This is a genomic window from Coriobacteriaceae bacterium (assembly GCA_025993015.1).
Taxonomy (GTDB): Bacteria; Actinomycetota; Coriobacteriia; order Coriobacteriales; family Coriobacteriaceae; genus Collinsella.
The window spans coordinates 2,069,608-2,087,127 of record DAJPFV010000001.1 but is presented as its reverse complement, the minus strand read 5'-3'; the positions used below and the strand labels follow the sequence as shown (position 1 = coordinate 2,087,127).

Sequence of the window (17,520 nt, the reverse complement as noted above, 5' to 3'; positions counted from 1 at the left end):
TTTCTTCGGGTTTGGCTTACTTCAGGAGGCGCTTGGCGAAGTCTCGCAGCGCCTCGTCCCCGCCCTTGCCGCCCTTGTCGAAGCTGCCGGGCTTCTCCACTCGCGGTGCGGGCTTTGTCTTGAATGCGGCGAGCATCTTGTCGCACCATGCGGCCATGCTCTCCTCGTCCTCGCCGACGATGAGCTCGGCGGGGACTCCCTTCTCCTGCGCGACCTTGGCGGCGGTCTTGGCTCGCGCCTCGGCCTTCTCCTTGGCGTCGAGTCGCTTCTCGAGCTCCGCGACCTTCTCGTCGGCGGTCTTCTTCGCCTGGTTGGCCTCGTCGAGTGCGCTTGCCGCGCTCTTGTTGGCCTTGGCCTGCTTCTCCCACTTGCGGGAGTGCGCCTTCTCGGCCTCGTAGAGCGCCTTGTAGTCGGGCTCCTCGCCCCCGGTCGGCTCCGTACCGCCCGTGGGCTCCGTGTTGGTCTCTGCTGCCATGTCGCGTCCTTTCCCGGACCGTGCGGCCCGTCGGGCCAGCCGTGCGGCCGAGCCCCTTAGATGTGCGTTTCGGGCCGTGCGGCCCTGTCGCGCGGCAGTGTCCTACGGGCGTGAGATTTGGCCTGTTTGGCGTTTTTCGGCATGAAAAAAGCCGCCCGTGGGCGGCCATGCGGTATGATGGGGCTAGGCGGAAGCTGTTTGACTCACCTATTGAGACATGCAGCTCCCGCCTATTTTTTTATCGTTTGGAGCGACCCGTCGTGCCCCAGCATCCGCACCTCAGAGATTCCGTACCTCTTCATGTACTTGCGTATCCACGCTTCGGCTTGGCTGTCGGTGACCGACTTGTTCTCGCTGACGTCGAAGACGGCGAACCGCACCCCGCTCTTGTTGGCCACGGACTTCATGTGCGACTTGAACGTGTTCTCCGATTTCGACGTGTACACGGTCTTGATTTCGATGCCCGTGGACAGGTCGGCGCGGCTTACGGTCGTTTTTCCCTGCGCGTTCTCGCTCTTCAGGTGCACCTCGTCTTCCCAGAACTCGGTCTTGTAGCCCAGTGCCGCCAGCTTCTCTGCGGTTCTCCTCTCTCCGGGGTCTACCCTCCACCTCTTTACCTTGTCGCGCCTCACCGCATCGTCCGTGAACGTTATGCCCTTATGCTCGCCGCCCGCGTACCAGGACGGGTCGCGTAGCTCTATCTCGGATGCGACGCGGTTGTTGAGGTAGGCGGTGTACGCCTTCCCCTCCTTGTTGCCGTGGCGCCTCACGAGCGCTTTGCGTTCGTCCTCCGGCATTGCGTACCAGTCGGAGGCGATGCCGTCGCGGCCTCCGAGCGCGGCCAGGCAGTCGTTATACCTCTCGTACATCCCGTCAGGGTCGTATCCCTTGACTGTGGTCACCCCGTCGAAGCCGGGAACGATTCGGCAGTCGCAGTGCGCGTGCGAGTGTTCGGCCGCCTCCTCGGTCTTGGCGTAGAAGCCGAACGACGCGAGCATGAGGCAGAACCCGCACGTCTCGCCACGGGGAACGCGGGCGTACCACGGCTTTGCCGGGTCTTTGCGCGCGTTGTGGGCGACGCACCTGTTGGCGGCGCGCCTGATCTCCTCGTCGACCCTCGTGACGCACCGCGAGACAAAGACCTCGGGGGCGCCCTCGACGACCTTGCCGATGAAATATCTAACCGCGCCGAGCGTGGCGTCCGGGTCTCGCATGGACTCGGCGACCGCCCGATACTTCCCGGGGAAGCCCTGCGACGCCCTGACCGCGTCGTAGTATTCTGCGGCCCTCGCGGCGGCGCACGTGTCGGCGTAGTACCCGAGCACCGTCTCGATCGTCTCGTAGGCCCTCTCGCGGAGAGAGGCGACATCGCCGGCACCTCCGCGCTCCCAGCTCGACAGCAGGGACTCGAGCGCCGGCCTCACCTTCGCCTGGGCGTCTGCCGACAGCGCGTTCACCTCATCGGTCAGCTCGTCCAGCAGGCTAGTCGGTACCGCCGCCATTCTCGCCCTCCTTCGGCTCGAACAGCGATGCGATAGCCGCGCCCGCCTGCGCCTTCTTGGCATCCGACTCGATGCGCTGGATCTGCTCGTCCGTGTAGTCGAGCATCTCGTAGGCCACCGTGGAGTTGGCGAGCTTCGGGAGCGCCTGCACCTGCTTGAGCATCGCGTCGGACAGGCTCACCGTGGACGGGTACGCCGGGGACAGGAATCGCGGGTTGATCTCATGCCCCGCGTCGCGCTCGGTGGCGAAATCGGTGCCGTTCGCCACGGCGAGCGCCATGTAGGCCACGTTGCGCAGCGCCGTGCCGTTGTCGCGGTTGAGATTCTTGGCGTCGATGACCAAAGGCTCCAGGGACGCGGCGATAGCGTCCGAGGAGGACGGGTTGTCGTTGGACACGCCGAAGAAGCTCACCGGCACGTTGGTCACGGCCGACATCTGGCAGGCGAGCTGGCGCAGGTACTCCGTGAGCGGTGCCATCTGGAGCTGCGCGGACTGCCAGACCGTGGGCTTGTCGCCGTCCGGGTCTTTCGTGATCTCGTTGACCGTGCCCATCGAGGCGTCGTACTTGTTGCCGTCGTTGAGCATCTTCTTGTAGGTTCCAAGAAGCCACGTCTGCGGCAGGGTCGCGGCCTCGGCGGCGACCTCCATGCGGGCGCGCTGCCGGATGGCGTCATCGGTGATGCTCATCACGGAGCGGCTGATGCGCGAGGTGCCGAAGGGGCGCTCGAGCGTCGCGCCGTGGGCCATCGGCTCCATCAGGCAGCGCCCCATCGAGTGCTCGCGGTACTCGGCGACCCACGAGCCGCCGTCGCGCGTGAGCACAACGAGGCTGTCGTCGGTGAGCAGGTGCACCACGGTCGGCACACGCTCGGCGTCGCCGGGCATCTTCTTGGACTCCGCCACGACGATGCCCGCCCTGATGGCCTTGCGCGCGTCGTCCCAGAGTGCCGCCGCCGCGGTGGCGGGGTACGCCGAGATGACCGGGTAGCCGCCGCCATCCGTCACGGTCCAGAAGCCGCAGCAGTGCTTCAGCTCGCCGATGAGGTTCTTGCGGTAGAGGCGCTCCAGCTGGTTCGCCTCGCAGATGGCTCGGAGCGTCTTGCTCGTCTGCTCGTCCGCGCACGTGTAACCGTTGAAGATGGAGCGGTCGGCGAGTGCATGCACGGCCTTGCGGGGCCAGTCCACGCGCGGGTTGATCTTCTTGGCGAGGCTCGCCGGCATGGCGATGCCGAGGTCCTTCACCGACACGTGACCGAGGTAGTAGTCCTCGCGCTCGAGATTGCTGGCGCGGTGCTCGCGCCAGACGGTCATGAGCTCGCGGACGAGCGCCGCGTCCCCCGGCTCCAAGCCTGCGGCGGATGCTACCTGCCCCGCCAGTTCCATGTTCACTGCTGCCATCAGAAGCTGGCCTCCTGTTCCCTTCGCGGGTCTCGTTTCGTGGTTCTCGCCGCCCAGAGGGCGAGCGATGCGGACTCGAGGGGGGCTGCGATGGAGTCGGGACCGTCCGCGAAGCCCCACCCGTCCCTGCCGATGTCGCGCTTGAGCGACTTGCGCGCCGAGTCGTCGAGCGCCGGCGACTCGATGTGAGACAGCGTGCCCGAGTCGACCTCGTCCTTGAGCATCGACGCCGCAGCCTGCACGATTGCCGGGGTTCCCATCTCGAGTGCGCACTTGCTGAAGCCGCCGTCGAGCATCCGCCGCTTGAGCGCGTCCGCTCCGGACTTGCCGTCGATGCAGACGCACGCGATCTCGTCTCGGTTGCGCAGGAGCATGTCCGAGATCGCGACCGTTCCGCCCGAAGCGCCCATCACGTCGTATAGCTCGACGTAGGACGGTCCGTCCCTGTCGGCGAGCGCCCAGGACACCGCGGCGCGGGAGCCGTCCACGGAGAACTTCACGCCGAAGGCGAGCTTTCCGCCGGTGGGCGCTGAGTCGCACCGGCACCCGTCCCACTTCTTGGAGGAAAGGGCGTAGAGGAGCGAGCCTCCCGTCTTCGCCCACCACCCGAGGCGCTCGCGCGCGAACACGTCCGGCTGCATCTGCTCGGACTCGCCCTTGACCGCCTCGTAGTTGAGCACGGTGCCCATGGACGGGTTGAACTCGTACCATCTCGACTCGTCGTGGACGTCGCCTATCTCGTCCGCGCCCCACTCGATCCACGCCATCTCGGACTCGCCGTCGTGCACGTCGTCGTGGAGGTCGCGGAACACGGTGCCCACGTTGTCGGGGCCTGGCGGCGTTCCGAGGTAGATGGTCTGCGGGTTGTGCATCGCGCTCGCCGAGATTGCAGGCAGGGACGCCGCCTGCTGCGTGTCCGTGAGCTCCTGCGCCTCGTCGTAGATGAGCACGTCGTAGGTCTTGCCTCGCGCCAGCGAGTTGGTGCGGGTGGTGAAGCGGATGAGTCCGCCGTTCTTGAGGCTGATGGCCTGCTGCCCGTTCGTCTTGCGCACGGCGAGCAGGAGGTCGTGCAGCTCGGTCTCGTCCTCGTCCTCGAATGGCTGGGACAGCTCCTTGAACATCTGGTCGGATGTGTCGCCGTGCTGGCAGGTGTACAGGATCTTCTCGCCGTTGAGCGCGCCGTAGAAGCACCTTGCTCGCACGACCCAGCTCTTTCCGTTCTGGCGCGGGATGGAGATGCCCAGCGTGCGCAGCAGGTACTTGTCGCGCGCATCGCGGGCCAGCATCGCGTCGAGCAGGTGCGGCTGCCACGGGAGCGGGTCGCCGAAGTACGCGGTCGCGAGCTCGCACGCCATCCCGCCGTCCCCGCTGAGGTCCTCCGGGACGTTGGCCTCGTATGTCGGCGTCTGCCTGGGCTCCATCAGGCGCCCGCCGCCTTGGCCTTGCGCTCGCGGTCGGCGAACATGAGGCTCAGCACCCTAGCGCCGTCGCTCTGCGGACGCGCCTGCTGCACCTGGATGGGCACCGCCTTGCGCGACAGCCCGAGCAGCTCGTTGAGCGCGCGTATCTCGGCTGTCGCCTGCTTGAGCACGGACACGGCGGGGTGCGGGCGCTCCATGATGGCGTGCCGCCCGTTCTTCGCCTTGATGGGCTTGTAGCCGACGGGGTCGAGCACCTTCACGGACTTGCCCCTGCTCATGGCATCCTCCGCGGCCTTAGCCACGGCGTGCCAGTAGCACAGCAGCGCGAGGTTCGGCGCGTCCTCGTCGGAGAAGCGCCCCGATGCGGTGACGCTCGCCCAGATCTGCGATTGATAGTCGTCGGATGCGACCGATTCCGGCATCTCCGGCATCACGGCCTCCTTTCTCGTGCCCGCATTGTGCGATGCGTGTGAGATTCGCGGCCTACCCCGCCCTGGGGTCATGGGGCGGGGGGAAATCGGCACTGGCAGCGATGGGTGTCCGTGCACCCCCGGGGAGGGGCAATGCCCCCGCCATCGGCGGCTCAGCGCCCCAAAAAGCAGTGGGGCGCAGCCGAGCAAACGACCGCGCCTCCAGTTTGGCTTTTCAGCCCCGCCTATTCAGTTGTCTCGAGCCTTCAGAACAGCCTCGTGCGCCTTATCTCGACGGGCCTCGCGTCGCCCGGCATGTGCTTGCCCTTCCTCTGGTTGCAGATGCGGTGCGCCGCGTCGAGGTTCGCGTAGTCCAGCACCGCGCCGCCCCTCGCCCTCGGCACCACGTGGTCGGCCTCGAAGCTCCACGGCGTGCCGGGCGGCAGGCTGTAGTCTATGGGCTGTCCGCATATGTGGCACGGCCTGCCCTCGGCGCGGAGCCTCGCCTTGAGCTTGCGCTCGGCGTTGCCGTTGGAGCTCCACGTCATGCCAGGCGCTTCCTCGCGAGGTAGTCCTTCTTCACCGACAGGGTCGGGGTCTCGTCGGTGCTTCCTATCTTGATGGTGAGCGTTATGGGCAGCAGCACAAACCTTTCGTCGATGTCCCCCGCCACGTCTTCCGCCATGGACTCCAGCAGGGCCGCGGCGTCGCGGAGCTGTTGCGCAACCCTCTCGCCGGCGCTCATGCGACCATCCCCGCGAGCACCCGCCAGCACCACACGACGGCGGCGACGCACAGCAGCACGAGCGCGGCCATGATGAGGCACCCGATGAGCTTGCCGATGAGCTTGCCGATCTCTTCCATTCCATTCCCTCCTATCTCACCCGCACGCCATGCGCACGAGAACGGTCAGAACCACGGCGAGCGCAGCCAGCGGCATCAGCCGCAGAACATGCCGCACGCCGCCTCCTGCATGTCCCTCATGTGGTTCGCTATCCACGGGAGCGCCCAGTGGGCGACGTCGCCCGGCTCCGCGCCCGCCCCGTCGAACTTCTCCCGGAAGGCGTCGTCGAACTCCACCTCGCAGATGCCGTAGTCGCAGCAGCACTCGTACATCTTGATGCACTCGGCGCAAGTGGGCTTGCCCTCGCCGAAGTGCCTGTCGATTGCCGCGCCGGTGCATCCGTCCGGGAGGTTGTAGCCCGGATCACAGCTTGCCCCCAAGGCGGATCACCTCCTCGCGGTACATCTCGTACCGTTCGATGAACCTGTGCGGGTTCTCCGCGATGACGTCGAGAACCTCAACGAGCGCCATCTTGCCCAAGGGGCGCTCGCCGTCCGTGAGCTCGCTGTCAGGCACGTCGATGATGTGGCGCTCGATTATCTCGAATCTCATCTCTCCACCTTCTTCCTCACGATGTCGCGCGGGTCTTCGCCCATCGCCTCCGCCAGATTGAGCAGCAGGTTCATCTTCACTTCCCTGCCGTTGCTGATGGCATGGCTCAGGCTGCTGAGGTTCACCCCGGCGGCGCGCGCCAGCTGCTTCAGCGGGACGTGGTTGTCGATGCGCCAATGGGCGATCTTGTCGGCGTCCAGAACGTACTCGGTCGCCATCACCTGCACCTCCCCTCGCGCTTGAGCGTCTCCACGTTGCGGCGGGACCTCTTGAGCGCGCGAATCCGGGCGCGCCTCCATTTCGGGTCGAGCCTCTTGCAGAGCGCCCTCGCCTCGCGCCTCACGCCGCGCAGCACGGGCACGAAGGCCTCGTTGAAGCTCGCCACCGCGTTGGCCATGATGGCGGCCGCGGCCCTCGCGGCGGGGCCATCCGGTCTCCACAGGTCGACGGACGGCGACGGCGCCGGCCTCATCTCGTCAGCCATGCCGCACCTTCCTCCCGCACTGCGGGCAATAGTTCCAGACGCCGCTCACGCGGTAGTGCTCCTCGTCCTCGACCTTGCAGCCGCAGACCGAGCACAGGAAGCCGTTGTCGCACGAGTCCTGGACGCTCCCGTCGTAGACGTTCTCGCACTCGCCGCGGTCGACGAGGTCGGCGAGATAGTCGAATACGTTGCCCTCCGTATAGCCGACGCACTCGAGCACGCGCTCGAAGATGTCGAATATGAACGGCTCGAGGACCGTCCTCGGCAGGCTGTTGAAGAAGCCCCTCGACCCGCGCAGGCTCGCCGCCGCCTCGCGGCGCTGCTCGTCGCTAATCATCAGTCAAATCCTCCCCACACCACGGGCAATACCGTGGGACAGTCTCGAACTCGGTCCAGCTCGTGATGTACGTGTCGTCATGCTCGTAATGCACGACGCCGAAGACGAGGTCGCACCTAGGGCAGTGGACGGCGTCGACTGGGTCGACGTCCCCTATCGCGACCATCTCGTTGGTGTAGACCAGCTTGCGCGGCTTCCACTTCTGGTGCGACGGGGTCGCACCGCACGTCGGGCAATCGACCGGCCTTGCGAACTTAATACGCTTCATCTTCCACCACCACCGCCCCGCAGACCGGGCATGAGTACCAGTCGACTGGGAACGCCTCGGAGGTCACGACGAGCACACCGTCCGGCCTGTCGCCGGGCACCAGCACGCGGCACCCACACTCTGAGCACTTGAATGATTCCTTGGTGTAGTCGGCGACGTTGTGACATGTCGGACGATCGATTAGGTCTGCAAGGGCCGCGTACGTCTCGTTCTCAACCTCGTGAATGAACTTGCCGTCCACCTCGACGCCGATTGAGTTTGCAATCACGTCGAGTGAATCAACGTGGCGGTATGCCCCGGTCGATGCTTCGCGCAACTCAGCCACCGCTCGCTTGCGCTCCTCGTCGTTAATCATCGTCTCCCCCTTCCGGGTCAATGAGATCAGCGAGCTTATCGAGGACAACATCGAAGTCATGGTAGTCCTCGAAGCCGACCACCACCTCGGCAAGCTCGTCGAAGAACTGCTCCTTGTACTGGATGGAGTGGCCGATAGTCAGGTGTCGCAGGTTCTCAGCCATCTCGCGTCGCTCTTCGCTAGTGAATGTCATCGAAACCAGCTCCAAACATATAGTCGTAGTCGCACTCCCAGGTCTCTCCGTCGCGGCTCATGGTCGCCCCGTACCTCGGAGTGTCGCCGGTATCGTCGCCCCAGAAGTGGAAGTGCCATCCAAGGAAGTCGAACTCCTCGTCGTACTCGTCTGCGGCGTACCTCGTGTCGCCGTACTCCTTGTAACCGTCCCACCCGAACTTGCGGGAAAGGTCATCGAACGTGTATATGGTCGGCTTGTCCTCGCCGTCCTCCCACTCGTAGACCTCCGGCCAACCCTGCTTGTAGCACCCGACGCGGACATTGCCGTCGCCCATGACTCCATGGTGCGAGAACTCGAACCACTCGAATCCGTCATGGTGCTTCATGATGTTCGCGTGCACGCGGAGTCCAGTAGGCAGGGAACCCTCGTCGGTGTCGTATACGCCTACGTCCTCCTTGTCGGTTCTGCGCTCGCCGTTGAGGTACACGAACGCGCCGTAGTCGCTGTATGCCATGGCTATACCTCCTTCGCCGCCGCCTCGCGGCGCTTTTCATCGGTAATCATTCGTCCACCTTGGATATGGCCAGCGCCACGTATTTCTGGGCAAGGCCCTCGAAGTCGTCGAGGATGTAGTCGATTCGGTAGACTTCACCGTTGAGCGGATGCCTGGCTGCTTCCCCGACGGCGTAGCCTTCGTTCGTGACAACGTCGAATACGATCTCATCGCCGACCTTGTAACCCCGGTCGTTCTTGCGAATCTCGAACGTCTTGGTGCCGTTCAGGACGGCGTCGGCGTATTGCTCTTGAATCTTGAGCCTGTGCGTCGCCATCAGGCCTCACCCCTCAGCTTGCGGATGCGGGATACGATGTCCTCAATCACTTTCGGAGAGCAACCAGTTGTTATATTGCTGAGAGAACAACTTTGACAGGTTCCATCCTTGCTGAAGTACGTGCAAGCGGTGCCTTCTGCGACGCATTTGTCCAAGTCCTCTTCCAGCTTCTCCCAGCTGTCGGATTCGGTGAGGTACATGAGCTCGGCGTCGAGTTTCCTGCCCGCGTCCGTGACCGCGCGCCAGCAGTTCCCCCACTCTTTCTCGAGGTCGGAATCGACCGTGTACACCCAGTACACGATGTTTCGGGCCGTGCCGCCGCTGCCGTACAGCACCTTGGTATCTAGCGGAATCTCTCGACCGTCGGCATCCTTTGGCAGTTGAATCATCATTCCTCCTTATCTGGCGTTATACGCCCTCCATCCCGATCTGCTCGCACCACTGGTTGGCCATCGCCTTTGCGATGCCCGGGAACGTGCGGCTGCGAACCTTGGCGCGTTCGTGTGGCGGCAGATGCCAGGCGTCCGCGTACCATGCCGGCATGGAGTTGCCTGACTTGAAGACCTTGCGCGGCTCAGGCTCGACCTCATCAGTCGGCTTGAGCGGCTCGAGCCCCTTCAGCCACAGGCACGTCTTCTTTTCGAACGGGTCGCCGAACATGTACGGCTGCACGATTTGGTCCGGTTTGCGCCATCTTGTGCTCATACAGCCGACGGGGTTCTCGATTGCGACGTGCGGCGCATCGCACTTGGCGAACGCCATGAAGAACTCGACGGCGGCCTCACGGTTAGCCTTGCGCTCGCGCGCTCTGTCGCCGTACTTCCCCTCGTCGAACCAGCGGTTGCCGGTGACGGTGAGATACGTGCATGGCGGGTGCGCGATCACCAGGTCCCACCTGAACTTGAGCATCTGGAGAGCGTCGACGTTGAGGTGCATGAGGTCGTGACCCCCCCCCCGCTTCCTCAAGGTCGCAGCTGTAAGCCTCGTGCCCCATCTTCCGGAACTCAAGCGCCACGCGCTGCGACTCCTCGCAGGCGATAAGAACTCGCATCTACGCCACCCTCTTCCTGACGACGGCCACGTCGTACATGCCCTCGAGGTAGCCGACGGCCCTCGCCGCGGCCATGTCTTGCTCGCGGCCGAGCTCATCCCATCCGCTCATCGCGCCTCCCAGTAGTTGCACCTGGCGAGCCCCTGCGTGCGGTGCACGAACTCCGGGCGCCGCCCGCACTCGTACTCGGTGCGCTCCACACCGTGAACGGTGCGCAGCACCGTCGCGCAGCAGTGCAGGCAGTTCTCGCAGCGCTCCTCCCGGAGCCCGTCCGCGTAGATGTCCGGCCTCTCGTCTCCCGTCATCTGCATCCCCTCTTCCCGTACCTTCCGTCGTTCACCATGTTCCTGACGTGGCGCCGCATGTCCTGCGCCGCCTGGTCTCCCTCGGGCGGCAGCTTCCGCCCGCTCGCGCACTCGACGCAGTGGACGCGCCATCCGCCGCGGTAGCGCTCGAAGTGCCCGAACCCGGGAGGCGTCCACCTGCCGCACTCGCGGCAGTAGCCGCCGTAGACGTTCCTAGCCATTCCCCCGCTCCATCCTGTAGACATCGCCGGCCATTGATTCCGCGATCTCGCGCATGTCGGTCACCTCGGCGCACTCCGCGCCGAAGAACATGCCCAGCTCGCCCCTCTTGTGCCTGTCGCACCGGTAGGCGCGGCAGACCTCGGGCCGCGCGGCGTAGACCGCGCACTCGCGCCCGTCCGTGAGGTACGGGCACAGCAGGTCGTACTCAGCCCTGGGCTCGGCGGGCTCGATTCCGTTCCGGCGCACGTAGGTCTCGAGGCGCACCCGGTCGAACGGACTCACGGGCAGGAACCGCGAGCAGCACTCGCCGCAGCCCCTGCAGTCACCCGTGTACAGGTCGGTCACCTCGACGCTCTGGAGCCCGGCGTGGATGGCCGCGGCGACGGCCTTCTCGTCATTCATCGGCCCGCCCCTTCGCCCCTGCCGTGGGCGGCGGCCCCTACTTGGAACATCCGGCCACCTTCTCGTCGTAGATCTTCTTGAGGTCCCGGCGCATGAACCGGGTGAACTCCTCCTCGCCGACGCCGTCCGCCAGCGCCATATATCGCATCGCATCGTGGCACCATTCGTCGAAGTCGAGCAGCCTTCCGCTGAACGCGCTCTTGACGTCCGTGACCTCGGCGTAGGTGAAGCGGGTCAGCATCTCCTCGCGCATGACCCTGTCGGCCAGCGCCTCGATGGGCGTCTTGGGGCGGTTGATGATCCGGCTGTAGCCGTTCGCCCTCTTTGTCATGGCGTCGAGCCGCTTGGCCAGCATGTTGTTCTCGGCCACGAGGCGCTCGTTGCGGCGCTGCTCGCAGTCGAGCTCGGCGAGCACGTACTGCTCGCAGTTGGTGATCTCCATTGTCATTTCACCTCTCGGATGATCTCGTTTCCGTATCGGTCGGTGATGGCCCAGTAGCCGAACTCGTAGAGGTCGGGGCTGTGCGGCGGGTACTCCCTGAGCAGCGTGCCGGACCACCACGCCTCCTCGGCCGCCCCGGTGCGCCACACCCACTCGGCGTGCAGTCCGCCGTCATGGAACTTCCCGTGGCACCCGGTCGTGCCGGAGCCGCACAGGGCGAACAGCGGGCTGCGCAGCTCCCACACCCCGTTGGGCGTGACGAGCCTGAACGTCTTCCCCCACGACCTGCGGGCGACGTGGTGGCAGTTGCAGACTCGCCTGCCGCACACCGCGCACCGGGCCTGCGTCGGCTCGTATGCCATGTCGTGCGTGTACCTCGCCCCGAGGTGGGGCTTGCCGTACAGCTCGGCGCGCTCCTTCGGCCATCCCCTCAGCAGGCCCGCGTCGAGGATCATGAGAGCCTCCTCTCGCACGCGGCGCGGGCGGCCAGCAGCCTCAGCGCGTCCTGGTACAGGCCGAACTGGTCCCTGCTCGCGGTCGTGCCCCGCGGGGCCTCGACCTTGGCCGGGTCGATGCCCGGGTGCTCGGACGCCCACCGGCGCTCCTGCTCGGCCAGCGCCTCCTCGGGCGTCCTGGTCGGCCTGAACGTCGCGGCCTCGACTTCCGAGGCGGTGGGCTTGCCGCGGCTCCGGGCCTCGGCGTCGAGCTCGCGCTGGCGGCGGTGCCACTGCCGGGCCTGCGGCTGCCAGTCCGAGATCGGCATGCCGTTTGACTTGCGCCAGCCCTGCGACGCGTAGAAGTCGAAGAACGCCTGCGGGTCGCCGTTCAGGCAGTTGGCCCCGAAGTACGCGGCGACCTCCTCGGCGGTCGGCGGCTCGAAGCCCTCGGGCGCGTCGGGCGCGATGCACTGCCCTGCATTGGCCTGGCTTGGTATGGACTGGTATGGATTGATATATAAGGAGGGGTTTTCAGGTTCCGAAACCCCCGTTTCGGCAGTTTCCGAAACCCCGAAACCCCCGTTTCCGTTTTCAGAAACCCCCGTTTCGGCAGTTTCCGTACGCCCCGAAACCCCCGTTTCGGCCTTGGTGTCCTTGCGCGGCCTGCCTCCCTTGTTCTTGTTGCGGGCGGCGATGCTGTTGTCGATGTCGTTGCGGAGGCCCGTGAAGATGGTGTCGAGGAACCAGTCGTCTCCAAAATCTGGCTCGATGCCGTTCGTCCCGTACTGGACGAGCGCCCACAGCATCTTGGAACGAGGCTCCTCGGGCATGGTTTCAAGCGTCTCGGTGAGCGTCGGGAACCACGTAAACTTGCTCGCCATCAGAACCACCCCCAGAGAAGCGAAGAGAAGAACAGGAAACCCGCGGCGAAGGAGGCGGCGAACAGGGCCGCCTCCCAGTGGTCGCGGATGGTGTCGGGTACGCGCCTCATCAGAACGGGATGTCCTCGTCGTACACGTCCAGCTGCTGCTGGGCGGGCGCGGGCTGCGGCGCGGCCTGCGGCGCCTGCTGGGGCCGCTGCGGGACCGCCGGCGGGTTCTGGTAGGCCTGCTGGGCGTTCCATTGCGGCGCGGGCTGCTGGGGCGCCGGATGCGGGGCGTACGCCTGCGGCGCGGGCTGTGGCGCCTGTCGGGGCGGGTACGCCTGCTGCTGGTAGCCCTGCGGCGCATACTGCTGCGGCGCAGGCTGGCCGTTGGGGTTCTGGCTCATGAGCACGACCTCGTCGGGGATGATCTCGACCTTCGAGCGCCTGCCGCCGCCGTTCTTGTCCTCCCAGGAGCTGTAGCGCAGCTTCCCCTCGATGGCGACCTTCATGCCCTTGCGCAGGATGCGCGAGAGCGCCTCGGCGCGGTTGCCGAACATGGTGCAGTCGATGAAATTAGGGTAGTCCTCCCACTTCCCCGTCTGCTGGTTGCGGCGGCGGTCGTTGACCGCGACGCCGAAGCCCAGCACCTGCGTGCCGCCCGGCGTGACGCGCAGCTCGGGGTCTCGGGTCAAATTGCCCGACACGACCACTCTGTTGATGCTCATCTGTATGTCTCCTCTCCGCCGCTCGTCCATGTCCTCTGGATGTCGGCGTCTACTGTCTTGATTCGCAGCTTCAGCGCCATGATCGCCTCGCTCGATGCCTTGTAGAGGGCTTCGGCGCAGTCGCGCAGCTGCTTCTTCTCGGCTATCTCCTCGCGCCACCGGCACAGGTCGCCGATGACAGTCACCGGCGTACCCTTGGAGCGCTCCTCGAGGATGGCGATGCGCAGCGCCTTGCGGTAGTCCGCCTCGTTCTCGGCGTACTGCTGGCCGGTCCGCCTGAGCGTGTCCAGCTCCGCCATGAGGCGCTCGAACAGCTCCTCGCGCTGCGCATACATGTCCTGCATGGCCTACAGGACGCGCCACGTCGGGGTGGCGCAGCAGCCGGGATGCTTCTTGAACTCCTCGTACTGCTCTTTCGACTCGAAGGCGTAGGCCGTGCCGCAGGCCTTGCACTTCGCCGTGAAGCCGCCGCTCTCGGGCGGCTTCTTCTCGGGCTTGTCCGACAGCGCGTCCGGGTCGCTCTGCCCGTCGATGGCGAACAGGCCGCAAAGCGCGTACTTGCGCGCGTAGCTCGACGCCATCCCGGTCACCTGCGCGTCGTCGGAGCCGCTCTTGTGCTCCGCCTCGCGGGCGTAGGCCTTGAACTCCTTCTTCTCGCCGTGCCCGTCCACGAAGAACAGGGTGCACGTGGCCTCGACGTAGTAGCGGTCGCCCACCTTGCAGATGTTGTCGTGGAGCGTGAACGCCACGCCCGCCTCCTTACAGGGCTCCTTGAGCGCGGCGACGATGTCCTCGAACGAGCGGTAGCTGAACTTCGCGAACGCGTTGTAGCGCGCCTTGGGGACGGTCACGGAGCGCTGAACCTTGGCTATCGCCTGGGAGAGCGTCATCTTCTCGTCGTCCACCTAGCACACCCCCTTGCACTTGATGGTGCCGGTGATGCCGCGCTCGCGCAGCGCCGCGGCGAGCAGCTCCATCTGCGAGCGCGTGGCGGACGGAATCTCGACCGTCCACGCGCAGGACAGCTCGGGGCGCGCCGCGACGGCGGGTTCCGCCCGGCGCCTCGGCGCGGGGCGCGGCGCGGGCTTGGACTCTACCGCCTCGCGCATGGCGGCGATGCGGGCGTCCTCCTCGTCGGCGGCGCGGGCGGCGTTGAGCGCCGAGCCAAGGTCGAGCGTGCGGAACAGTTCGCGCTCGGCGACCTCGTAGTGGGCCATGGAGTCGCGCTGGGCCTTGAGCGTGTCCCAGTCGCGCGCGACGGCTGAGACCTTGGCCTCGAGCGCCTTCTTCGCCTTGACCTCGCCGAAGCCCTTGTTGAGCCACTGCTTCTCGTGGAGGCGCTCGTACGGCACGACCGGCGCGAGCAGCTCCGCGAACGTCTCGTAGTGCTCCTTGAGCTTGGCCATTGCGCGGGACTTGCGGTCCTCCTCGGCCTGGTCGAGCTGCGCCTTGATGCCGTCCGACGCGCCGTCGATGATGGACGTGATCTCCTTGCAGCGCTTCTCGAAGGCGGCGAGCGGCTTGTTGTACTCGCGCTTCACGGCCTTCCGGCGCTCCTCTATCTCTTTCTTCAGGCCGTTGAGGTAGAGGCGGTCGTTCTTGGCCCCCTTGATGGACTCGTCCTTGGTCAGGTCGTACTTGGCGCCCTCGTAGTCCGCGACCTTCGCGCGGATGCTGTCCTCCATCGCGTCGAAGTTCGCGCTGATGACGGACGGCGAGTACGTGACGACGAGGTCGGGCGCCCCCTGCTCCTCGATGACCTCGGCCACGACCTCCTCGGCCCCGTTCTCCTCGGACATTACCTGACCTCCTCGTTGAGCATCCGGTTGTACTTCCTCTCGGTTAGCGCCTCGTCGATGACCACCGCGTGCTCGACGATCCACTTGGCGAGCCTCTCGCGCGCGTCCATGAACTTGTCGAACGCCTCGTCGGACTTCGTTATGACCGAGATGGTGAACATCGCCTGCTCCTCCGTGGCGAGGTCGGCCAGCTCGGCGAACATTCCCTTGTAGTCCTCCATCACTCGGTCACCTCCCCGTCGTGGCTCACGAACAGGATCTGGGGCTGCTTGCTCTGGATGGACAGCCAGACCTCCTCGCCGCTCTTGCGGATGGCCTCGAACGCCGCGCTGTCCTCCGTGTCGACCTCGAACTGCAGGACGGCGACGCCGCCCTTAACGGTGGCCTGCTTGAACTTGGCCTCGATCTCCACCGGTATGTTTGTGCTCTCCATTGCTATTCCTCCCTGCCTGCGCCCGCGAGCATCGCCGCGAACGTCTCCAATGTCATGGTCACGAACTGCTCGCCGGGGATGGCGGTCCCGCGGCGCTTCCAGACGACCACGCCGTATTCGGCCCCGCGGTTCCTGCGCTCGGTCTCCGCCTCGCGCAGCCACTTGGGCAGCTCGTGCCTTCCCTGGTAGTCCTTGCACTCGATCGCGATGCCCCGCCCGGCCATCGACACGCCGCGGATGTCTCCCGTGTCGTGCGAGCCGGTCTTGACCTGCCTGTCGATGTCGCTCCCCAGCCTCCCGGCGAGGTAGTCGGCGACCAGTCGCTCGAACCTCGTGCCCGCGTCCTTGGCGGTCCTCCTGCTCCTACTCATCGACAAAACCGTCCGATTTCGAGCGGTGCTTGTTGAATGCGTGCCTCAGGTGCGGGTAGCGCGCCTCCATGATGCGGGCGAGGCTCGGCGCGAGGCCGTTCTTCACGCCGACGTGCAGCTCGTTGCGCACCATGTGGATGAGGCAGTTGATCGAGACGTAGCCCTTGCGGTTGAGGCGGGTGGCCTGCTCGACCATGAAGTCCCACGCCCGCGGGTGCTCGCCTATCCACGCGCGCGCGTCCGCCATGTCCTGCTCGCCGTCCGCGCCGAGGCCGAATATCTCGAGCTGGTTGCTCATCGGCTTCTGGCGGTACCTCTCGTCGTTACGCATTGACAGCTCCCGCCGCGCATGCCGCCTTTGCCGCCTGGACCGCGCCGTCCATCGTCGGGAGGACGAAGACGGTCAGGATCGCCGCGAACAGGACCGCGGCGGCGATGAAGCCGACCATGGCCCCCGCCCTGAACGCATCGGAGTCGAGCTGCTCGCGGACGGTCGGTCGATATGGCTTGGGTGCTATGATGGTCTGAGCCTCATGTCTGGGGCTGTTTCGGCGAGTGCTCACAAGTTGGTAGCTGGGGGCGCTCGCTTCTTTGTATGTGTACATCTTGTGTTCCCTTCTGATGTTTCCGCAGGTCAGGGCTAGGGTGCTTTTTAGGGTCTTTATTTTTGGGACTTTTTCGCGCGGCTCTTGGCGCTGTAGCACCTCTGCCGCTCGCGGTCGTTCCGCTTGGACCTCGCAGCCTCCTCGCGCATCGCGCTGGCCTGCTCCCTGAGGTCTGCCACGTGGCCCTCCTTCGTGCACTCCGCGCACCAGCCGTTCGCCTTGTTGAGCGGCTTGAACGTCATGCGCCCGCACTTCGGGCACATCCAGCGCTGCCGGAGCGATATGCCGCACTTCCTCGCCTGGAGCTTCACGGCCTCGGTAGTCCGTCCGAGCGCCTTGGCTATCTCCTTGGCTCCGTCGCCGGCGTGCTCCCTCAGGTACCGGATCTCACGTGTCGACCATGGCCTCACTGTCTCTTGCTCCCCTCCTTCCTCTCCCATTCCCGGTATGCCGCCCGAAGCGTCGAGCACATGGTGTCGAGCGCTATCTCGCGCGGGGTCTTGGGCTTGTTCTCCTGCTGCTTGGCCTCGCTGGCCATTTAGACCGCAGCCATAGCGTTTACGGCTCGCTCATCGCACATGTCGAGCAGGTAGCTGGCGTTACAGCCATAGAATCGGCATGCACGGTAGATAAAGTCTCCTGGCATGCTTCTTGGGTCGTTCTCGTATTTCGCAAGCGTTTTGGGAGATACGGCGAGCTTTGAAGCCGCCTCCGCTTGCTTCAGTCCGAGACGCGTACGCTCAGATGCTAGGTTCCTCATTGGTACTTCCTCCTATCAACTATGCATCTGGTTAGTACTTACGAGCTTTAT

38 protein-coding genes are annotated in these 17,520 nt (G+C 65.5%); all 38 read right to left on the bottom strand.

The features are described 5' to 3' along the window. Positions 1–16: 16 nt before the first annotated feature. The 38 genes from OIL77_09040 to OIL77_08855 all read right to left on the bottom strand — a co-directional run bounded on the left by OIL77_09040 (position 17) and on the right by OIL77_08855 (position 17,469). On the bottom strand, positions 17–475 hold the full coding sequence (locus OIL77_09040; protein HJI45543.1) for a hypothetical protein: 459 nt from the start codon (positions 473–475) through the stop codon (positions 17–19). Between the two features lie 230 nt (positions 476–705). After that, positions 706–1,977, bottom strand: a complete 1,272-nt coding sequence (locus OIL77_09035) for a hypothetical protein (protein ID HJI45542.1) — start codon at positions 1,975–1,977, stop codon at positions 706–708. Then, a complete protein-coding gene (locus OIL77_09030) occupies positions 1,958–3,376 on the bottom strand; it encodes a phage portal protein (GenBank protein HJI45541.1) in 1,419 nt (472 codons plus the stop codon). The genes OIL77_09035 and OIL77_09030 overlap by 20 nt, the downstream gene beginning before the upstream one ends. Continuing rightward, entirely contained in the window at positions 3,376–4,731 is a 1,356-nt protein-coding gene (locus tag OIL77_09025; protein HJI45540.1) for a phage terminase family protein, read from the bottom strand. The genes OIL77_09030 and OIL77_09025 overlap by 1 nt, the downstream gene beginning before the upstream one ends. Positions 4,732–4,796: 65 nt before the next feature. Continuing rightward, positions 4,797–5,228, bottom strand: coding sequence for a P27 family phage terminase small subunit (locus OIL77_09020; protein HJI45539.1), 432 nt, complete (start codon positions 5,226–5,228; stop codon positions 4,797–4,799). 245 nt (positions 5,229–5,473) lie between these two features. After that, on the bottom strand, positions 5,474–5,755 hold the full coding sequence (locus OIL77_09015) for an HNH endonuclease (protein ID HJI45538.1): 282 nt from the start codon (positions 5,753–5,755) through the stop codon (positions 5,474–5,476). Beyond that, the gene (locus OIL77_09010) at positions 5,752–5,952 is read right to left on the bottom strand and encodes a hypothetical protein (protein HJI45537.1); all 201 of its coding nucleotides are present in this window, start codon (positions 5,950–5,952) and stop codon (positions 5,752–5,754) included. Before OIL77_09010 ends, OIL77_09015 begins: the two co-directional genes overlap by 4 nt. Next, positions 5,949–6,071: a hypothetical protein gene (locus OIL77_09005; GenBank protein HJI45536.1), complete on the bottom strand. Its 123-nt coding sequence runs from the start codon at positions 6,069–6,071 to the stop codon at positions 5,949–5,951. Before OIL77_09005 ends, OIL77_09010 begins: the two co-directional genes overlap by 4 nt. Positions 6,072–6,146: 75 nt before the next feature. Next, the gene (locus OIL77_09000; GenBank protein HJI45535.1) at positions 6,147–6,431 is read right to left on the bottom strand and encodes a hypothetical protein; all 285 of its coding nucleotides are present in this window, start codon (positions 6,429–6,431) and stop codon (positions 6,147–6,149) included. Then, a complete protein-coding gene (locus tag OIL77_08995) occupies positions 6,415–6,603 on the bottom strand; it encodes a hypothetical protein (protein ID HJI45534.1) in 189 nt (62 codons plus the stop codon). Before OIL77_08995 ends, OIL77_09000 begins: the two co-directional genes overlap by 17 nt. Beyond that, positions 6,600–6,821: a helix-turn-helix domain-containing protein gene (locus tag OIL77_08990; protein ID HJI45533.1), complete on the bottom strand. Its 222-nt coding sequence runs from the start codon at positions 6,819–6,821 to the stop codon at positions 6,600–6,602. Before OIL77_08990 ends, OIL77_08995 begins: the two co-directional genes overlap by 4 nt. Beyond that, the gene (locus OIL77_08985) at positions 6,821–7,087 is read right to left on the bottom strand and encodes a hypothetical protein (protein ID HJI45532.1); all 267 of its coding nucleotides are present in this window, start codon (positions 7,085–7,087) and stop codon (positions 6,821–6,823) included. Before OIL77_08985 ends, OIL77_08990 begins: the two co-directional genes overlap by 1 nt. Further along, positions 7,080–7,424 (bottom strand): hypothetical protein, encoded by a 345-nt coding sequence (locus OIL77_08980; protein ID HJI45531.1) that lies wholly within the window; start codon positions 7,422–7,424, stop codon positions 7,080–7,082. The genes OIL77_08985 and OIL77_08980 overlap by 8 nt, the downstream gene beginning before the upstream one ends. Further along, a complete protein-coding gene (locus OIL77_08975; protein HJI45530.1) occupies positions 7,417–7,692 on the bottom strand; it encodes a hypothetical protein in 276 nt (91 codons plus the stop codon). The genes OIL77_08980 and OIL77_08975 overlap by 8 nt, the downstream gene beginning before the upstream one ends. Next, entirely contained in the window at positions 7,679–8,047 is a 369-nt protein-coding gene (locus OIL77_08970) for a hypothetical protein (protein HJI45529.1), read from the bottom strand. The genes OIL77_08975 and OIL77_08970 overlap by 14 nt, the downstream gene beginning before the upstream one ends. After that, a complete protein-coding gene (locus tag OIL77_08965) occupies positions 8,040–8,240 on the bottom strand; it encodes a hypothetical protein (protein ID HJI45528.1) in 201 nt (66 codons plus the stop codon). The genes OIL77_08970 and OIL77_08965 overlap by 8 nt, the downstream gene beginning before the upstream one ends. Further along, complete coding sequence (locus OIL77_08960; protein HJI45527.1) at positions 8,227–8,736, bottom strand: hypothetical protein; 510 nt, start codon at positions 8,734–8,736, stop codon at positions 8,227–8,229. Before OIL77_08960 ends, OIL77_08965 begins: the two co-directional genes overlap by 14 nt. Positions 8,737–8,782: 46 nt before the next feature. After that, positions 8,783–9,052, bottom strand: a complete 270-nt coding sequence (locus OIL77_08955; GenBank protein HJI45526.1) for a DUF3850 domain-containing protein — start codon at positions 9,050–9,052, stop codon at positions 8,783–8,785. Further along, on the bottom strand, positions 9,052–9,441 hold the full coding sequence (locus OIL77_08950; protein ID HJI45525.1) for a hypothetical protein: 390 nt from the start codon (positions 9,439–9,441) through the stop codon (positions 9,052–9,054). The genes OIL77_08955 and OIL77_08950 overlap by 1 nt, the downstream gene beginning before the upstream one ends. A gap of 19 nt (positions 9,442–9,460) precedes the next feature. Then, on the bottom strand, positions 9,461–9,988 hold the full coding sequence (locus OIL77_08945; GenBank protein HJI45524.1) for a hypothetical protein: 528 nt from the start codon (positions 9,986–9,988) through the stop codon (positions 9,461–9,463). Positions 9,989–10,210: 222 nt separating this feature from the next. Further along, on the bottom strand, positions 10,211–10,408 hold the full coding sequence (locus tag OIL77_08940) for a hypothetical protein (GenBank protein HJI45523.1): 198 nt from the start codon (positions 10,406–10,408) through the stop codon (positions 10,211–10,213). Beyond that, complete coding sequence (locus OIL77_08935) at positions 10,405–10,629, bottom strand: hypothetical protein (protein HJI45522.1); 225 nt, start codon at positions 10,627–10,629, stop codon at positions 10,405–10,407. Before OIL77_08935 ends, OIL77_08940 begins: the two co-directional genes overlap by 4 nt. Next, a complete protein-coding gene (locus tag OIL77_08930; GenBank protein ID HJI45521.1) occupies positions 10,622–11,032 on the bottom strand; it encodes a YkgJ family cysteine cluster protein in 411 nt (136 codons plus the stop codon). The genes OIL77_08935 and OIL77_08930 overlap by 8 nt, the downstream gene beginning before the upstream one ends. Before the next feature lie 37 nt (positions 11,033–11,069). Next, positions 11,070–11,480: a hypothetical protein gene (locus tag OIL77_08925; GenBank protein ID HJI45520.1), complete on the bottom strand. Its 411-nt coding sequence runs from the start codon at positions 11,478–11,480 to the stop codon at positions 11,070–11,072. Further along, positions 11,477–11,929, bottom strand: a complete 453-nt coding sequence (locus tag OIL77_08920; GenBank protein HJI45519.1) for a hypothetical protein — start codon at positions 11,927–11,929, stop codon at positions 11,477–11,479. Before OIL77_08920 ends, OIL77_08925 begins: the two co-directional genes overlap by 4 nt. Next, on the bottom strand, positions 11,926–12,792 hold the full coding sequence (locus OIL77_08915; protein ID HJI45518.1) for a hypothetical protein: 867 nt from the start codon (positions 12,790–12,792) through the stop codon (positions 11,926–11,928). The genes OIL77_08920 and OIL77_08915 overlap by 4 nt, the downstream gene beginning before the upstream one ends. A 109-nt stretch (positions 12,793–12,901) precedes the next feature. Then, the gene (ssb, locus tag OIL77_08910) at positions 12,902–13,501 is read right to left on the bottom strand and encodes a single-stranded DNA-binding protein (GenBank protein ID HJI45517.1); all 600 of its coding nucleotides are present in this window, start codon (positions 13,499–13,501) and stop codon (positions 12,902–12,904) included. Further along, the gene (locus OIL77_08905; protein HJI45516.1) at positions 13,498–13,845 is read right to left on the bottom strand and encodes a hypothetical protein; all 348 of its coding nucleotides are present in this window, start codon (positions 13,843–13,845) and stop codon (positions 13,498–13,500) included. The genes ssb and OIL77_08905 overlap by 4 nt, the downstream gene beginning before the upstream one ends. Positions 13,846–13,848: 3 nt before the next feature. Further along, positions 13,849–14,391, bottom strand: a complete 543-nt coding sequence (locus OIL77_08900; protein ID HJI45515.1) for an ERF family protein — start codon at positions 14,389–14,391, stop codon at positions 13,849–13,851. A 15-nt stretch (positions 14,392–14,406) separates the two neighbouring features. Then, positions 14,407–15,300 (bottom strand): DUF1351 domain-containing protein, encoded by an 894-nt coding sequence (locus tag OIL77_08895; GenBank protein HJI45514.1) that lies wholly within the window; start codon positions 15,298–15,300, stop codon positions 14,407–14,409. After that, positions 15,300–15,521: a hypothetical protein gene (locus OIL77_08890; GenBank protein ID HJI45513.1), complete on the bottom strand. Its 222-nt coding sequence runs from the start codon at positions 15,519–15,521 to the stop codon at positions 15,300–15,302. The genes OIL77_08895 and OIL77_08890 overlap by 1 nt, the downstream gene beginning before the upstream one ends. After that, complete coding sequence (locus OIL77_08885) at positions 15,521–15,733, bottom strand: hypothetical protein (GenBank protein HJI45512.1); 213 nt, start codon at positions 15,731–15,733, stop codon at positions 15,521–15,523. The genes OIL77_08890 and OIL77_08885 overlap by 1 nt, the downstream gene beginning before the upstream one ends. Positions 15,734–15,735: 2 nt before the next feature. After that, positions 15,736–16,104 (bottom strand): hypothetical protein, encoded by a 369-nt coding sequence (locus tag OIL77_08880; protein ID HJI45511.1) that lies wholly within the window; start codon positions 16,102–16,104, stop codon positions 15,736–15,738. Next, positions 16,097–16,435, bottom strand: a complete 339-nt coding sequence (locus tag OIL77_08875) for a hypothetical protein (GenBank protein ID HJI45510.1) — start codon at positions 16,433–16,435, stop codon at positions 16,097–16,099. Before OIL77_08875 ends, OIL77_08880 begins: the two co-directional genes overlap by 8 nt. Next, positions 16,428–16,667 (bottom strand): hypothetical protein, encoded by a 240-nt coding sequence (locus tag OIL77_08870; GenBank protein HJI45509.1) that lies wholly within the window; start codon positions 16,665–16,667, stop codon positions 16,428–16,430. Before OIL77_08870 ends, OIL77_08875 begins: the two co-directional genes overlap by 8 nt. 98 nt (positions 16,668–16,765) lie before the next feature. After that, on the bottom strand, positions 16,766–17,149 hold the full coding sequence (locus OIL77_08865) for a hypothetical protein (protein ID HJI45508.1): 384 nt from the start codon (positions 17,147–17,149) through the stop codon (positions 16,766–16,768). Then, positions 17,116–17,247: a hypothetical protein gene (locus OIL77_08860; protein ID HJI45507.1), complete on the bottom strand. Its 132-nt coding sequence runs from the start codon at positions 17,245–17,247 to the stop codon at positions 17,116–17,118. The genes OIL77_08865 and OIL77_08860 overlap by 34 nt, the downstream gene beginning before the upstream one ends. Next, entirely contained in the window at positions 17,248–17,469 is a 222-nt protein-coding gene (locus OIL77_08855) for a helix-turn-helix transcriptional regulator (GenBank protein ID HJI45506.1), read from the bottom strand. Positions 17,470–17,520: the final 51 nt, after the last annotated feature.

What these genes read in the sequence shown, in the direction of transcription:
- OIL77_08960 (HJI45527.1), bottom strand. Translation starts at nt 8,736, where the DNA reads ATGGCATACAGCGACTACGGCGCGTTCGTGTACCTCAACGGCGAGCGC.
- OIL77_08855 (HJI45506.1), bottom strand. Translation starts at nt 17,469, where the DNA reads ATGAGGAACCTAGCATCTGAGCGTACGCGTCTCGGACTGAAGCAAGCG.
- OIL77_08955 (HJI45526.1), bottom strand. Translation starts at nt 9,052, where the DNA reads ATGGCGACGCACAGGCTCAAGATTCAAGAGCAATACGCCGACGCCGTC.
- OIL77_09025 (HJI45540.1), bottom strand. Translation starts at nt 4,731, where the DNA reads ATGGCGTGCGAGCTCGCGACCGCGTACTTCGGCGACCCGCTCCCGTGG.
- OIL77_09035 (HJI45542.1), bottom strand. Translation starts at nt 1,977, where the DNA reads ATGGCGGCGGTACCGACTAGCCTGCTGGACGAGCTGACCGATGAGGTG.
- OIL77_08890 (HJI45513.1), bottom strand. Translation starts at nt 15,521, where the DNA reads ATGGAGGACTACAAGGGAATGTTCGCCGAGCTGGCCGACCTCGCCACG.
- OIL77_08945 (HJI45524.1), bottom strand. Translation starts at nt 9,988, where the DNA reads ATGCACCTCAACGTCGACGCTCTCCAGATGCTCAAGTTCAGGTGGGAC.
- OIL77_08860 (HJI45507.1), bottom strand. Translation starts at nt 17,247, where the DNA reads ATGGCCAGCGAGGCCAAGCAGCAGGAGAACAAGCCCAAGACCCCGCGC.
- OIL77_09020 (HJI45539.1), bottom strand. Translation starts at nt 5,228, where the DNA reads ATGCCGGAGATGCCGGAATCGGTCGCATCCGACGACTATCAATCGCAG.
- OIL77_08995 (HJI45534.1), bottom strand. Translation starts at nt 6,603, where the DNA reads ATGAGATTCGAGATAATCGAGCGCCACATCATCGACGTGCCTGACAGC.
- OIL77_08920 (HJI45519.1), bottom strand. Translation starts at nt 11,929, where the DNA reads ATGATCCTCGACGCGGGCCTGCTGAGGGGATGGCCGAAGGAGCGCGCC.
- OIL77_08900 (HJI45515.1), bottom strand. Translation starts at nt 14,391, where the DNA reads ATGACGCTCTCCCAGGCGATAGCCAAGGTTCAGCGCTCCGTGACCGTC.
- OIL77_08875 (HJI45510.1), bottom strand. Translation starts at nt 16,435, where the DNA reads ATGCGTAACGACGAGAGGTACCGCCAGAAGCCGATGAGCAACCAGCTC.
- OIL77_08915 (HJI45518.1), bottom strand. Translation starts at nt 12,792, where the DNA reads ATGGCGAGCAAGTTTACGTGGTTCCCGACGCTCACCGAGACGCTTGAA.
- OIL77_09005 (HJI45536.1), bottom strand. Translation starts at nt 6,071, where the DNA reads ATGGAAGAGATCGGCAAGCTCATCGGCAAGCTCATCGGGTGCCTCATC.
- OIL77_08885 (HJI45512.1), bottom strand. Translation starts at nt 15,733, where the DNA reads ATGGAGAGCACAAACATACCGGTGGAGATCGAGGCCAAGTTCAAGCAG.
- OIL77_09040 (HJI45543.1), bottom strand. Translation starts at nt 475, where the DNA reads ATGGCAGCAGAGACCAACACGGAGCCCACGGGCGGTACGGAGCCGACC.
- OIL77_09015 (HJI45538.1), bottom strand. Translation starts at nt 5,755, where the DNA reads ATGACGTGGAGCTCCAACGGCAACGCCGAGCGCAAGCTCAAGGCGAGG.
- OIL77_08935 (HJI45522.1), bottom strand. Translation starts at nt 10,629, where the DNA reads ATGGCTAGGAACGTCTACGGCGGCTACTGCCGCGAGTGCGGCAGGTGG.
- OIL77_08930 (HJI45521.1), bottom strand. Translation starts at nt 11,032, where the DNA reads ATGAATGACGAGAAGGCCGTCGCCGCGGCCATCCACGCCGGGCTCCAG.
- OIL77_08895 (HJI45514.1), bottom strand. Translation starts at nt 15,300, where the DNA reads ATGTCCGAGGAGAACGGGGCCGAGGAGGTCGTGGCCGAGGTCATCGAG.
- OIL77_08950 (HJI45525.1), bottom strand. Translation starts at nt 9,441, where the DNA reads ATGATTCAACTGCCAAAGGATGCCGACGGTCGAGAGATTCCGCTAGAT.
- OIL77_08970 (HJI45529.1), bottom strand. Translation starts at nt 8,047, where the DNA reads ATGATTAACGACGAGGAGCGCAAGCGAGCGGTGGCTGAGTTGCGCGAA.
- OIL77_08865 (HJI45508.1), bottom strand. Translation starts at nt 17,149, where the DNA reads ATGGGAGAGGAAGGAGGGGAGCAAGAGACAGTGAGGCCATGGTCGACA.
- OIL77_08925 (HJI45520.1), bottom strand. Translation starts at nt 11,480, where the DNA reads ATGACAATGGAGATCACCAACTGCGAGCAGTACGTGCTCGCCGAGCTC.
- OIL77_08965 (HJI45528.1), bottom strand. Translation starts at nt 8,240, where the DNA reads ATGACATTCACTAGCGAAGAGCGACGCGAGATGGCTGAGAACCTGCGA.
- OIL77_08990 (HJI45533.1), bottom strand. Translation starts at nt 6,821, where the DNA reads ATGGCGACCGAGTACGTTCTGGACGCCGACAAGATCGCCCATTGGCGC.
- ssb (HJI45517.1), bottom strand. Translation starts at nt 13,501, where the DNA reads ATGAGCATCAACAGAGTGGTCGTGTCGGGCAATTTGACCCGAGACCCC.
- OIL77_09010 (HJI45537.1), bottom strand. Translation starts at nt 5,952, where the DNA reads ATGAGCGCCGGCGAGAGGGTTGCGCAACAGCTCCGCGACGCCGCGGCC.
- OIL77_08980 (HJI45531.1), bottom strand. Translation starts at nt 7,424, where the DNA reads ATGATTAGCGACGAGCAGCGCCGCGAGGCGGCGGCGAGCCTGCGCGGG.
- OIL77_09030 (HJI45541.1), bottom strand. Translation starts at nt 3,376, where the DNA reads ATGGCAGCAGTGAACATGGAACTGGCGGGGCAGGTAGCATCCGCCGCA.
- OIL77_08985 (HJI45532.1), bottom strand. Translation starts at nt 7,087, where the DNA reads ATGGCTGACGAGATGAGGCCGGCGCCGTCGCCGTCCGTCGACCTGTGG.
- OIL77_08940 (HJI45523.1), bottom strand. Translation starts at nt 10,408, where the DNA reads ATGACGGGAGACGAGAGGCCGGACATCTACGCGGACGGGCTCCGGGAG.
- OIL77_08975 (HJI45530.1), bottom strand. Translation starts at nt 7,692, where the DNA reads ATGAAGCGTATTAAGTTCGCAAGGCCGGTCGATTGCCCGACGTGCGGT.
- OIL77_08905 (HJI45516.1), bottom strand. Translation starts at nt 13,845, where the DNA reads ATGCAGGACATGTATGCGCAGCGCGAGGAGCTGTTCGAGCGCCTCATG.
- OIL77_08880 (HJI45511.1), bottom strand. Translation starts at nt 16,104, where the DNA reads ATGAGTAGGAGCAGGAGGACCGCCAAGGACGCGGGCACGAGGTTCGAG.